Annotated in this window: 18 protein-coding genes; 14 read left to right on the forward strand and 4 right to left on the reverse strand. The window is 33.5% G+C overall.

Annotated elements, in window-relative coordinates; genetic code table 11:
- The first annotated feature begins 13 nt into the window (after positions 1-13).
- Together AAGD62_RS02265 and AAGD62_RS02270 are read left to right on the forward strand one after the other, a co-directional pair.
- Positions 14-1,714, forward strand: coding sequence for a hypothetical protein (locus tag AAGD62_RS02265; RefSeq protein WP_341812758.1), 1,701 nt, complete (start codon positions 14-16; stop codon positions 1,712-1,714).
- 38 nt (positions 1,715-1,752) lie between these two features.
- A complete protein-coding gene (locus AAGD62_RS02270) occupies positions 1,753-2,130 on the forward strand; it encodes a hypothetical protein (protein WP_341812759.1) in 378 nt (125 codons plus the stop codon).
- Positions 2,131-2,135: 5 nt separating this feature from the next.
- Here the strand turns inward: AAGD62_RS02270 and AAGD62_RS02275 are convergent.
- A protein-coding gene (locus tag AAGD62_RS02275; RefSeq protein ID WP_094189578.1) for an IS5-like element ISWpi1 family transposase occupies positions 2,136-2,968 on the reverse strand; the annotation gives its coding sequence in 2 pieces (ribosomal slippage) (positions 2,136-2,599 and positions 2,599-2,968; 834 coding nt in all).
- Between the two features lie 593 nt (positions 2,969-3,561).
- Between AAGD62_RS02275 and AAGD62_RS02280 the strand changes: the two genes are divergently transcribed.
- The 6 genes from AAGD62_RS02280 (at position 3,562) to secD (ending at position 7,351) form a co-directional block, all read left to right on the forward strand.
- Entirely contained in the window at positions 3,562-4,491 is a 930-nt protein-coding gene (locus AAGD62_RS02280; protein WP_006279391.1) for an AEC family transporter, read from the forward strand.
- 209 nt (positions 4,492-4,700) lie between these two features.
- On the forward strand, positions 4,701-4,835 hold the full coding sequence (locus AAGD62_RS02285) for an IS3 family transposase (protein WP_007548354.1): 135 nt from the start codon (positions 4,701-4,703) through the stop codon (positions 4,833-4,835).
- Positions 4,832-4,966 carry a hypothetical protein gene (locus AAGD62_RS02290; protein WP_259349141.1) on the forward strand — a complete coding sequence of 45 codons (135 nt, stop codon included), beginning with the start codon at positions 4,832-4,834 and terminating at the stop codon, positions 4,964-4,966. The genes AAGD62_RS02285 and AAGD62_RS02290 overlap by 4 nt, the downstream gene beginning before the upstream one ends.
- Before the next feature lie 65 nt (positions 4,967-5,031).
- On the forward strand, positions 5,032-5,172 hold the full coding sequence (locus tag AAGD62_RS02295; RefSeq protein ID WP_160142645.1) for an IS3 family transposase: 141 nt from the start codon (positions 5,032-5,034) through the stop codon (positions 5,170-5,172).
- A 255-nt stretch (positions 5,173-5,427) separates the two neighbouring features.
- The gene (locus tag AAGD62_RS06850) at positions 5,428-5,598 is read left to right on the forward strand and encodes a DDE-type integrase/transposase/recombinase (protein ID WP_080717647.1); all 171 of its coding nucleotides are present in this window, start codon (positions 5,428-5,430) and stop codon (positions 5,596-5,598) included.
- 247 nt (positions 5,599-5,845) lie between these two features.
- Complete coding sequence (secD, locus tag AAGD62_RS02300) at positions 5,846-7,351, forward strand: protein translocase subunit SecD (RefSeq protein WP_155968978.1); 1,506 nt, start codon at positions 5,846-5,848, stop codon at positions 7,349-7,351.
- Between the two features lie 16 nt (positions 7,352-7,367).
- Here the strand turns inward: secD and AAGD62_RS02305 are convergent, their stop codons facing one another.
- Complete coding sequence (locus tag AAGD62_RS02305) at positions 7,368-8,153, reverse strand: enoyl-ACP reductase (protein ID WP_341812760.1); 786 nt, start codon at positions 8,151-8,153, stop codon at positions 7,368-7,370.
- Positions 8,154-8,386: 233 nt separating this feature from the next.
- On the opposite strand from AAGD62_RS02305, the gene AAGD62_RS02310 reads away from it, so the two are divergent.
- The 4 genes from AAGD62_RS02310 (at position 8,387) to AAGD62_RS02325 (ending at position 11,219) form a co-directional block, all read left to right on the forward strand.
- Positions 8,387-9,202, forward strand: coding sequence for a hypothetical protein (locus AAGD62_RS02310; protein WP_065095129.1), 816 nt, complete (start codon positions 8,387-8,389; stop codon positions 9,200-9,202).
- 62 nt (positions 9,203-9,264) lie between these two features.
- The gene (locus AAGD62_RS02315; RefSeq protein ID WP_155969591.1) at positions 9,265-10,437 is read left to right on the forward strand and encodes a porin; all 1,173 of its coding nucleotides are present in this window, start codon (positions 9,265-9,267) and stop codon (positions 10,435-10,437) included.
- Between the two features lie 162 nt (positions 10,438-10,599).
- Positions 10,600-10,902: a transposase gene (locus AAGD62_RS02320; RefSeq protein WP_213863658.1), complete on the forward strand. Its 303-nt coding sequence runs from the start codon at positions 10,600-10,602 to the stop codon at positions 10,900-10,902.
- A 122-nt stretch (positions 10,903-11,024) separates the two neighbouring features.
- Entirely contained in the window at positions 11,025-11,219 is a 195-nt protein-coding gene (locus AAGD62_RS02325) for an IS3 family transposase (protein WP_341812774.1), read from the forward strand.
- Positions 11,220-11,225: 6 nt separating this feature from the next.
- Here AAGD62_RS02325 and AAGD62_RS02330 read toward each other — a convergent pair whose 3' ends face one another.
- A complete protein-coding gene (locus tag AAGD62_RS02330) occupies positions 11,226-11,717 on the reverse strand; it encodes an IS630 family transposase (RefSeq protein ID WP_155968340.1) in 492 nt (163 codons plus the stop codon).
- A gap of 19 nt (positions 11,718-11,736) precedes the next feature.
- Positions 11,737-12,084, reverse strand: coding sequence for an IS630 transposase-related protein (locus tag AAGD62_RS02335; protein ID WP_155968342.1), 348 nt, complete (start codon positions 12,082-12,084; stop codon positions 11,737-11,739).
- 161 nt (positions 12,085-12,245) lie between these two features.
- Here AAGD62_RS02335 and AAGD62_RS02340 point away from each other — a divergent pair, with 161 nt between their 5' ends.
- Both AAGD62_RS02340 and AAGD62_RS06855 read left to right on the forward strand, forming a co-directional pair.
- Positions 12,246-12,407 (forward strand): DDE-type integrase/transposase/recombinase, encoded by a 162-nt coding sequence (locus tag AAGD62_RS02340; RefSeq protein ID WP_010082071.1) that lies wholly within the window; start codon positions 12,246-12,248, stop codon positions 12,405-12,407.
- Positions 12,400-12,564 (forward strand): IS3 family transposase, encoded by a 165-nt coding sequence (locus tag AAGD62_RS06855; protein ID WP_010082072.1) that lies wholly within the window; start codon positions 12,400-12,402, stop codon positions 12,562-12,564. Before AAGD62_RS02340 ends, AAGD62_RS06855 begins: the two co-directional genes overlap by 8 nt.
- Positions 12,565-12,629 lie beyond the last annotated feature (65 nt).

The raw sequence follows: 12,629 nt of genomic DNA on the forward strand, positions 1-12,629 counted from the left end.
TAGGAGGTAAAACATGTTTGGTTCCAATTTTAGAGACTTTGTATCACAAGATACAACTTCACAGGGCCAATCAAATTCTGAAAGATTAATCAAAAGTTGGCATGGTTTTGAAAAACCAGATTCTGAAGATTCAGGTATTGAAGAAGAGTTTGAAGTTTTAGATAGCGAAAGTCAAGAGATACCAGCTACTCCATGTAGCACACCCCCTGAAGATCTAAGTTTAGAGAATGCAATACTTGCAAACTTTCCTGATGGTTGTGATAGGTCGTTTACTGTAGAGTTAAAAGATGAAGATTCATATGGTATCATTCCTAAAAACTTAACTTTTGCTGAGATTATAAATATCTTAAATCAAGCTATACAAGAAGATAATTGTGAAGAATTAGACAAGGTTGTACAAAATATTGAAGATTATGAAGGCAGGTCTATTACGCTGGATAATGAAAATCTCAAAGATTTCTGTTCAAATCAACTTAATTTGGAGTTACAAAACGGAAGCAACCATCAACATATATATTCAAATGTACTATCACAATATAAATTTGATCAAGAGGGTTTCAAGTATGATTATTCAGTAAAAGAATTGGTACTATTGGCAATTGCAGCTAATGACAAGCTAGTAGAGCAATATCAGGATTTTCTTTTTGCTGAAGAAAACTTAAGTCTTTTACCTCTCCTTGTTGGTAATCAAAAATATATTGAAGCTTTTATAGAAAAATTCCATGGTACCGATGGAGTTTATGGAAGATTAAAAGATCAAACTATACAACTTGTCGAACCTAATAAGATTGGTTTTTTCTCAGTTATAGCATTAAGAAAAGAGCAAGAATTACAACTTGTCGAACCTAATAAGATTGGTTTTTTCTCAGTTATAGCATTAAGAAAAGAGCAAGAATTATTAAATGCAGTTTTTGTCGAATACGTTTTAAGAGATTTTGGACAGGTGTTAAAAACAAGTAATCCTGATTCTTTGTATGGTGTGCTTGAAACAGCGTCTCTGATCAAAAATGAAGAATTCATCACGATAGTGCTGGGTGCATTTGAAAGATATATTAATAAGCTAACTAAAAAAGCCTCAACAGAAGAGTTATTAAAAAAGAGTTTTGTTACTTTATTAGAAACTGCGATAAGCCAGGAACACACATCTGTCATTGAATACCTGTGCAAACGATACACTAATAGTGCAGATCATGCCATTTACGATGTATATGAACAAGCATTTGCGGATGATAAAGTTATTACAATACTAGGGCAACAAATCCTGAAAAACATAGGAGCTCGTGGCAGAAAAGAAATTTATGATTTAATTCTGAAAACTGCATTGGATGCTGGTAATATTGCATTTATCGAGCACTTGTGTGAAAAATGTGCTAAATGCAGCAATGATGTTATCGGCTATCTCAATCAAAAATTTAAAAATAACGAATTTGATAACATACACGAATCAATCCTCATTGCATTGTCTAATGTTGAATACACAAACACAGACGTTATAGTCGAGGTGCTTTTTTACACTAAAGAAATCCATCAAAACGTATCACATAATGAGCAAGTGATTAGGCCGGTCATACAGAATATACTGAAAAATGCAACACACTACTCAATAGGCCAAGAAGATTACTCCTTAGTCAAGGAAGTATGTTACTTATACACAGAAGAGGGTGCAATTAACGTAATTTTTCAAGAGGAGTGTAAGATTTTAAATCTAGCATAGAAAAGCGCATAGAAGATCTGGAAAAGGAAAACAAATTATTGCAATCTGAAGCTTTACGTGAATATAACAGCCGTCTTCCAGGTATTGTAAATGGATTAGTTCAGACTGCTTGCATAGTGTATGATGAATACACTAAAGATCCAAAAGACAATAAACGTCAAAAGAATATTGATCTAATATTCAGTTTAATGCAAATTAGAAATATTCTGCAATTTTCTATTGATGTGCAAAAATATTCCTGCCATGAACGTCAAGATTTGTGGGATGAAATGTGCCAAACTCCTGGAACTTTTATAATACGAAAAAGAAGTAATAACGTTGCAGATGAATTAGAAATTCCAGTTATAACAAGTGACATTCTATCAGAAAATCCAGGACTTGAAAGTGCTGGCAGTAAGAGGTTGTCCGGAAACTAGTAAATTCAAGCATATTCCCTCTTTAACATAACCCTACTCATAGCTAGGTATATGAAATTCTCAGTGGATGTTGTGAGTAAATCATACTCCTTCGATAGCCTTCTATTCCTATTAACCCAAGCAAAAGTCCTTTCTACAACCCATCTTCTTGGCTGTACTTTAAACCCTTGTTCTCTTGTTGGTAGTAGCTCAGGTGGCGTATCTTTGTGCACCCAAAATCTACATGGAGGCCTTTTAACAATTTCAATATCTATGTCATATTCTTCCTTTATGTGATTCTTTAAATTTCTTCCTTGGTATCCCATGTCAGCCCACATTTTTTTAACTTTAGTATATTTTGTTCTCATATTGTTTAATGCTATTTTAATACCATCTCTATCATTTTCGTTAGCAGCGCCTACGTAACAACCTAGTATAAAACCCTGAGTGTCTGTAATTATATGCCTTTTTCTACCCTTTACTTTTTTACTTCCATCATAGCCTTTGATCCTCCCTTTTCTGTAGTCTTTACAGATTGACTATCTACTATACAGGCACTCGGCTGCTCATTCCTTCCTATTTTTCTTCTACTATATTTTGTAATTTCATAATTCATTTTCTCAAAAATTCCCTGCTTCTTCCATTGCCTGAACTGCTCATACACAGTCTTCCATAGCGGAAAATCATTTGGTAAATACCGCCATTGACACCCTGTACGCAATACATAGAAAATTGCTTCTAATATTTCTCTTTTGCTATACTTTGGCGGCCTTCCTCCTTTCTTGTATGATACTCTGAAGTGTTTTTCTATTCTTGCCCATTCCCTTTCGCTTAGATCTGTTGGATACTTTTTTCTCATCTTTACCCCGTACTAAAATTTCAGATATTATAGCCTTTTACTTATTTCCGGACAACCTCTAGGTACGGAAATGTCAATTTCAATGAACTTAGCAATTAGAGACAGGATTAACAGAAATGGTAGTAACATTTGAGATTTTTAATTAATGAATAAAAATATCACATTTAAAGCGTTGAAAGAAAACATTTTTTACTGTTATTAAAATGGTTAGAAACACCTCATGTGAAGGAATGGTGGATAAATTGGACACTAGGGTTAATTAAAGAAAAATATGACAACTATGTTAAAGCTCTTACCTCTCTGCCCTAACTTTACTTATTTCCTCTTACTTTTTCAACAGTTCGTCTAAATTACTACAAGCAGTTTAATTTTTAGTAAATATGTCATTATTTAAAAATATGCAAGAAGCTTTATAGAAACTTAACATAATTTTATCATAAAAATGTCATTCTTAAGTCCTATATAAAAACGAATTTTGGCACTAATGTAATTAACTATGAGCTGGATAAATTGGAAAATAAATTTTGTTTACTTTTACAACACCTTAAGATCTAATGTCACTTTATCAATCAAAAATATTACAATAGGCTAGTATGTTCCTTACTCTTTTTCTCAAAATATTACCTATTTATATTACAATATTTATTGGTTACTTAGCAGGAAAATATCTTAAAATTGATAGAAACACTATATCTCAAATACTTTTTTATATAGCTAATCCAATAGTGATTTTATATGGAGTCTCTCATACAGAAGTTAACTTAAAAGTAATTTCTCTGCCGATTTTGATATGGTTTATAGGTAGCACTATGTCCTTATCAGTGTATTATCTTTCTTCTTTTTTATTTAAGGATAACACAAGAAACATATTAGCATTTAGCTCGGGCAGCACAAGTATGGGTTATTTTGGCCTGCCGATTGCCATGGCTTTATTTGATGAAGATTCAGTATCTGTATATGTTGTTTGTTATATAGGAATGGCGCTATTTGAAAACAGCTTAGGATTTTACATAGCTGCAAATGGTATTTATACCGCAAAAGAATGCATATTAAAGTTGTTCAAACTTCCTTCGCTTTATGCGATGGTTCTGGGCTTCTTTTTAAGTATATACGATATACAAATACCTACTTTTTTAACAGATGTTATGATGAACATTAGAAGTACATTTGTCACATTAGGAATGGTGCTACTTGGAGTGAGCATTGCGAATATTGCAAGCTTTAAAATAGATTGGAAGCTTGCTTTGATCACTATTACAGCAAAGTACGTATTCTGGCCACTGTTTGTTTTAGGAATTGTCCTTTTAGACAAGCATGTTATAGGTATATACGATGAGAGCATATATAAAGCACTGATGTTGCTGGCTATTATTCCAGTTTCTGGGTCCAGTATAATACTTGCTAATATTTTGAATTATCAACCAGATAAAGCTACTCTGTTGCTTCTAATCAGTACTGCAGTGGGACTGTTTTATGTTCCACTAATAATATCATTATTTTTTACTAAACTTGTTCCTTTTTGATCAAAAAATTAAGCGCTTGCACAACCATTATTTGGGTAACAACACAAGACATTGATAAAACTTGAATTTATAGCTAAAGCAACTTCTACAATTTGGTAACCCGTCATCCCGCTACTAGTTAGCGCCGCGGCGGTAAATTGACCTTACCCAGAAAAAGTAGAGAGAAAGTTAAAACGTTTTTGGAGTAAAATAAAACGTTTTTTCAAAATATGACAAATAGAAGAGAATATACAGCAGAATTCAAATTAGAAGCTGTTAAGCTGGTTAAAGAAACAGGTCAAGCAAGTACAAAAATAGCAAAAGATCTAGGTATAGATGGCAGTATGTTAAGTAAGAAAATATGATGGAAAAATGTCTGGAGCATACGCATTTCCAGGCAAAGGCTCCTTATGACAAAGAAAGATTTGATCTAAAAAAAGAACTAACAAGAGAAAGAGACATCTTAAAAAAAGCCCTGGGCAAAGAAAAAGAGTAAAGTATTCTTTTATATAGAAATTGCTATAAAACACAGGAACTATGTAGGGTTTTGTACTGGTGGTATTGGTTGCTAAGGAAAAAAGCAGTAAAGAATTAGCAAAAGAAGGGCTTCTAGCAGATATTCAAAAAATACATCAAGCTTCTAAATGCAGATATGGAGCCCCTAAAATTCACGCTGAATTAAAAGCTTTAGGCAAAAATTAAAACAGTACAAAGTGTTATGCAAGAAAATGGCATTAAAGCCAAGCTTAGACGAAGGTTCAAAAATAAAAAACAGCAAATAAGCAACCGAGTTGTGGCTCCGAACACATTGGATCAAAATTTTACTACTGATCAGCCAAATAAAGTTTGGGATTACCTACATAAAAACTAAAGAAGGTTGTTGGCGGCAATAATTGACCTATATTCACGCATGGTGGTTAATGAGTAACATGATAATTAGTTATAGATTCTTTATTGATGGCCGTTGATAAACGCAAGCCCGATAAAAATCTGCTGTTACATAGCGATCAAGGGTCACAGTATACCTCTCAAAATTACCAATTTCTATTGAATACAAAAAACATCATTTCCAGCATGAGCCATAAGGGCTGTTGTTACGATAACTCTGTTGCAGAAAAGTTCACTTAAAAGGGAGCTGCTTATTGATACTTCTCGCTCAACAAACCAGAACTGCCATATTTGAATACATAGAAATCTTTTATAACAAATAACGTAGACATTCTACTATTAACTATTGCATTCCTGCACAATTTATTCTCATGATAAAAACGTCTTAACTTTCTCTCTACTTTTTCTGGGTAAGGTCAAATAGAGAATTTTACAAAAATCTATTTTTAACTTACAATCAATTATTACAATTTTAAACCTACAACTTATGTATAACAGACTTATAGTCAAATCTTTTTCAGTATTATGCATCTGTTTATTTGCTTTATACATAACACTGCCAAATTTCTTTGATAATAAGCTTTTTATTTCGAAAAAAAGAATAAACTTAGGCCTTGACCTGAAAGGAGGGGCATCTTTGCTTTTAAACATAGACTTAGACTTCTATTTTAAGGAAAAGCTAAGCATGCTAGCTAACGAAATAAAAGAGACATTGCTAACAAAAAATATTGAATCTAACGTACAAAATAGCGTTATAACTTTAAATAATATTGATGATTATAAAAAAGCATCTGTGTTGATTAATGCGATAAATCCAAATTTAGAGCTAAATAGAAAAGATTCTTCAATTCTCATTTCGTATAAACCCCATTATAAAAATTCTTTGATCAGTGAAGTAGCTGCAGAATCAATAAACAATGTCCAGTGCCGTTTGGACAAACTTGGCACAAAGGAAGTCAGCGTTCAAAAACAAGGGCAGAATAAAATATTAGTGCAGGTGCCTGGAGTAGAAGATACCAAGCAGATAAAATCTCTGCTTGGCAAAACTGCTAAGCTAGCTTTTCATTTGGCAAACACTAACATAGCCAAGGTGCAGGATATAGACCATGAAACCACTGTCATGCTCAAGGATTCTTTAGGTAATTCTTATCCAATATTCCGCAAAACTGAAATAGGTGGCGATTCGCTGGTTAACGCATCAGTTAGATTCGGCAATTTAGGTAAACCGACAGTGCATTTTAAATTTGACAGCATAGCGAGTAAAAGATTCGCGAAAATCACTAAAGAAAATGTGGGAAAACCTTTTGCAATTGTTCTGGATAACACAGTCTTAACAGTACCTACAATACGTGAGCCAATTTTAAATGGAGAGGGAGAAATTAGCGGTAATTTCACTGAAAAACAAGCAAGCGAACTTGCAATACTTTTAAAATCTGGAGCACTGCCAGCACCACTTAAAATAATTGAAGAAAAAAACATTGGCCCAAGTCTTGGAGAAGAATCAATAAAGGCAGGGGAAATGGCAGCAACAATCTCTATTATAGCCGTGGCTTTATTTATAATCATCACTTACGGCAAATTAGGTGTATTGGCCTCTGTTGCACTTTTTTCTAATGTAGTTCTTATATTATCAATTCTCACTCTGCTTGAAGCAACTCTAACTTTACCTGGAATTGCCGGTATTGCACTCACTGTCGGTATGGCGGTGGATGCAAATGTTTTAATATTTGAGCGAATTCGTGAGGAAATAAAATCTGGCAAGAGAGTGGAACGTGCTATTGAAGAAGGGTTTAAAAACGCTATAAAGACAATACTGGATTCAAATATCACTACATTAATTGCTGCAGGAATAATGTTCATTATTGGCAGCGGAGCAATTAGAGGCTTTTCTGTCACTTTATCAATAGGAATTTTATGTTCGATGTTTTCTGCAATCACAGTCACAAAACTCCTGATAGAGTTGTGTATGAACCCGAAGGAACTAGCGCTTTGAATTAAGGATTTAGATCTCAGTCAACCACCTTCATTCCCACAACGTTATATCCTGAATCGACGTGCAAAATTTCTCCAGTAGTGCCACTACTTAAATCGCTTAATAAGTATAGCGCTGCCTTGCCAACATCCTCTATTGTAACATTGCGTCTGAGCGGAGAATTATTTCTATTCCATTCTGATATGAAGTGAAAATCGCTTATTCCAGAAGATGCTAAAGTTCTGATTGGACCAGCGGAAATTGCATTTACTCTGATATTTTGTGGCCCGAGATCACATGCTATATATTTTACACTTGCTTCAAGTGCTGCTTTACATAAACCCATAACGTTATAATTTGGCATAACTTTTTCAGCGCCATAATAAGATAAAGTAAGTAAACTACCACCATTTGACATCATTTTTTCAGCCCTTTGCACTAAAGCAGTAAAAGAATAGCACGATATATGCATTGCATTGAGGAAGTTATCCAGTGAAGTATTGACATATTTACCATCTAACTCATTTTTATCGGAGAATGCTATTCCATGCACCAAAAAGTCAAGAGTACCCCATTTTTTCTCTATTATTTCGAAAGCGTTATCTATGATTTTTTCATTTGAAACGTCGCAGTGTAATATTAGCTCCACATTTAGTTCATCTGCTATTGGTGATAGTTTTTCTTTTATTATTTCATTCTGGTAGGTGATTGCAAGTTCTGCTCCGTGCTCTGAGAGAGTTTTTGCTATACCGTATGCTATTGATCTCTTATTTATTATTCCGGTTATTAATCCCTTTTTGCCTTGTAATAGACTTGTCGTCATAGAACTATCTGTTTTTTTATAATTTGGAATATTAACTAGGTAAAGTCAAGATATCACTATGTTTTAAAATATTTTTTGCAGTAACTTGAAGTCTATAAACAGTAATCTTGATTCTTCTACAACAAAGCCATCCCATATGACATTTTACCTATACCCAATCAAGCATATTAATAAGTAAGTAAATCTTAATATAATCTTATTATACTTATAAATACGCTGTATAGAATGAAAGTATGGATGATTTCATAACTGCAAGAAGAAAAGATGATGCTGTGGTATCTGTTTGTCAGGATAATAAGAAAAAAAACGTGTTAATTTTAGGGCTCAATCAAGCCGCAAGGAATTTGTTAAAATACGAGGAAGGGAATTTACTTAATAAGCCGTTAATCAATATTTTAAGTGCAAGAGCAGCTGACGACATGAAGAATTATTTAGAGTATACCGAAAATGGGCACGATTTACTTGATATATTACCTAAAGTGATAGATTTTTCCTTAACTGATGCTAAAGGAGAAGATATCAGGACAAAAGTAAAAGTTTTCCGCACTGCACAATTTGCCAGTAATAAAATAAATTATGAGCTATTAATACGTGATATCAGTTTGTCCCATAAACTAGGAATCTTTAGAGATAAATATCTAATGGGTAAAAAATATAAAAACCATGACTTATTCGATATACCGGGCAATGAGTCCACTATTCTAGAGTTATACGTTATATTAAATTTTGCCTTTCAACATCAAATTAATGCAGCTATAGGAGTGATTGGCTTAAATAGTAGCTGTAGTGAGACAAATAATGCACTGAAAGTTATCATAGAACATTTTTATAAAAATTGCCGTAGTGATGATTTTCTAGGGTATATTGATGAGAATAAAGTGCTTTTTGTTTTGATTAACTGCGATGTAAAAAGTACATCTAAAATAATTAATCGTATACATTCTGCCATTAATAAGCAGTTATTAATGCAAAAATTACCAAGTGTATCAATAATTTATGGGAATATAGCTCAAAAACAGGCAGCAAAATCTACCAGCGGTGCCTTCTGAAAAGTTGTTTTTTATTTATATTGAGTTTAAACTTAAATTTTTATAAAGATTTTAGTTTATTTATGAAGTTAAAGTACTACCTGGTAGCACTGCTTTCATCATTGTTTTTGCAGAATAGTGCTAGCTCTAAAACAATTTTGGATAAGGAAATATTTTATGCAGAACTAGACGGAAAAATAGATTTGAGATTCGGCTACGCCTTCAACAGAGATTCTTTCAATGCTAAGCCTAAGGATAAAACTTCAAGTTATTCATACTTGCGCTTTCTTTATTTACAGCAAGTTTATCCAAATACTCAAATGGGGGTTAATGTTAAGGCAGGGGTTTCTGGTATTGCAAACCTAAAAGCGTTAGACATAGAAAAGTTAGACATGGAGGAATGGTATTTTATCATAAAAAACCAGGAACTTGGATCAATTGAATATGGTAAAAGAAGTTTAGTTAGTCAGAGCATGTTAATTAACACTTCAAAAATTTATGCACCTGCTGGAGGAGTAAATGGTCATTGGACAAACTATGCAAATTTGCGCGGTGATCATAAAAAGGATGGTGACCCTGGATATGATCAAGACAAGGTGTTCTGGGTCAAGCCCAATATTTATAGCGATTATAATGAACTCGAACTAGGGTTAAAACAATCATCAATTAACTACATCTCCCCTGAAATCTATAACTTTCAACTCGGATTCAGTTATGTTCCAGGAAAAAATAACTTACAGTACAGCAATTTAATTGCTGCTGGCCTTTCCTATAAAAACAGCTTGTCAGATGATATAGGTTTTACTACTGCCTTAACTGGTGAATTTGCAAGAGAAAATTTAACTGATTGCTCAGATTGGACTTCTAAAAATTATGAATGCCGCAATCAATTACTACACTGGAATTTTGGTTTGAAGCTAAAATTGTTCGATCTTGATTGCATTTTTTCGTATGGTAATGGTGGTAAATCTGGTGAGAAGCGTAATCCTGAAACAAATAATACGTATTATATGAATGCAGGTATCGCTTACCGTTCTGATTCTTACAAATCGAGCTTAACATATTTTAGTAGTGGTAGGGATATTGCAGGCGAAGGTACAAACGAGTTAACATCATATGCTTTAAGTCTTGAAAATTCTCTTTTTTTAGGTACTTCATACTATTTCGATATTGTAAAGTTTAGTACAAAAGAGCCTAAAATAGAAAATAACAACTCTGGTTATGTGTTCTTGGCTGGACTGAAATTAAGTTTTTAATATTGCCTCCTTCCAACACTCTTTTCTGTCATCCAAGGTAACCGTTCACACTTAATTTTTCAATCTCACTCATGGAGAGGCCAGTAAACTGACCTTACCCAGAAAAAGTGGAGAGAAAGAAAAGAGTTTTTTTGGGTAAAATAAAATTTTGGAGGATTAGAAATGGTAAGAGAATATACAGCAGAATTCAAATTGGAAGCTGTTAAACTGGCAAATGAACAAAGAAAGGTAGGTCAACCAGTTGCAAAAGTAGCAAGAGATCTAGGAATAAGGGATAGTGTATTAGGAAAATGGATAAAGAAACACAACGAAAAAAAGTCGGCAGCAGATGCATTTCCAGGTAGAGGTAACATGGCTCCTTACGACAAAGAGAGGTTTGATTTACAAAGCAAGAGTAACAAGGGAAAGAGACATTTAAAAAAAAGCCCTGGCCAGTCAAAAAGAGTAAAATATTTTTTTATATAGTAACTGCTATAAAGTACAGGAATTATGTAGGATTTTCTGCTAGTGGCTACTATAAGTGGACCACAAGAAAAATAAGCAGTAGAGAATCAGCAAATAAAGAGCTACTCGAAGCTATTCAAAAAATATATCAAGTTTCTAAATGTAGATATGGAGCTCCTAAAATTCATGCTGAATTGAAGGCTTTGGGTAAAAGTTGCAATTTGAAAACGGTGCAAAGTATTATGCAGAAAAATGACATCAGGGCTATACTGAGAAGAAAGTTTAAAATTAAAAAACAACAAACAGATAATAGAGCTGTAGCTCCCAATATACTATAGTATTTTCTAAAATGAATGATAAATTTCCATTATGGTATTACCAACCAAAAGTTGTAAGTCTGTATATTTATGCATTAAAGGTCTGAGGCGGCTTTTGATGGTATTCCAACAATGCTCTATAGGGTTCAAATCTGGTGAATATGTTGGTAGATAGAGCAAACGGCATCTAGCATTATCTATTAACTCCTTTGTTTTGGGAGTTTTATGGAATGTGGCATTGTCCATAACTATTGTAGTACCATGTGGCAATTTAGGTAATAACATCTTCTCTAACCATGTATTGAATACCTCTTTGTCACACCCACCTTTGAAAGTCATTGGTGCAATAAATCTCTTTCCAATCCACCCGCCTATTATACTGATTCTCTCTCGTTTTCTTCCTGGAATATCTGCATAAATTTTCTTTCCTATTGGAGCACGTCCATACTCTCGGTATAACCTATTATCAACTCCTGCTTCATCTATATATAAGATGCTGGAATGGTCTATTTTTGAGATTTTATCGGTAAATCGCTGCCTATCTTCTTGATTGCGCTCTTGATATAGTGTAACTTTTTTTTAAAGTAATTCTTAGCTGTTTCAGCCTATACCAAATTGAATTTATTCCAAATCCAAGATTTTGTTTCATCTCTGCCAGCGTATGATCTGGATTCTTTTTAACATATTCTTCGAGTATTTTTGGGTCTATTTTTCGAATAAAGCTGCCGTTTTTCGATGGCCTTAGGCTTTCACCAGCGGCTTTCTTTCTTAACCAGCGGTACAGAGTTGCTATTCCTATCTCCAAAAGCTCTGCCACCTCAACCTTTGACTTCCCTTTTTCTATCATCGATACTGCCCTTTCCCTTAAATCCACACTATACGCCATTATAACTCAAATAGCTTATTATACCTTTATCATTTACTTTGGGAAGTACTATAGATCAAAACTTTATTGTTGATCAACCAAATAAAGTATGGGATTACTTACATCAAAACCAAGGAGGGATGGCTATATTTGGCAGCAATAATTCTCACGTATGGTAGTTAATGAGTAGTGCAATAAATAAACAATTGGTTATGAACTCTTTATTAATGGCCATTAATAGGCGTAAACCTGTTAAAAATCTACTGCTGCACAGTGACCAAGGTTCACAATATACTGCGCAAGGGTATCAATATCTCTTAGCTGTAAAGAATATAGATGAGTAATAAAGGCTGTTGTTACGACAATTCTGTTGCAGAAAGCTTCTTTAGCTCATTGAAAAGAGAAATACTTATTGATACTTCACAACACTCTGCTCAACAAACTAGAACTGCAATATTTGAATACATAGAAATTTTTTATAACAAACAACGTCACTATTAACTATTGCATTCCAGAACAATTTGATGCATCATTCTTTTTGTAAAAAACATCCCAAACTTTCTCTC

This window comes from Wolbachia endosymbiont (group A) of Eristalinus aeneus, assembly GCF_964026915.1.
Classification (GTDB): domain Bacteria; phylum Pseudomonadota; class Alphaproteobacteria; order Rickettsiales; family Anaplasmataceae; genus Wolbachia; species Wolbachia pipientis.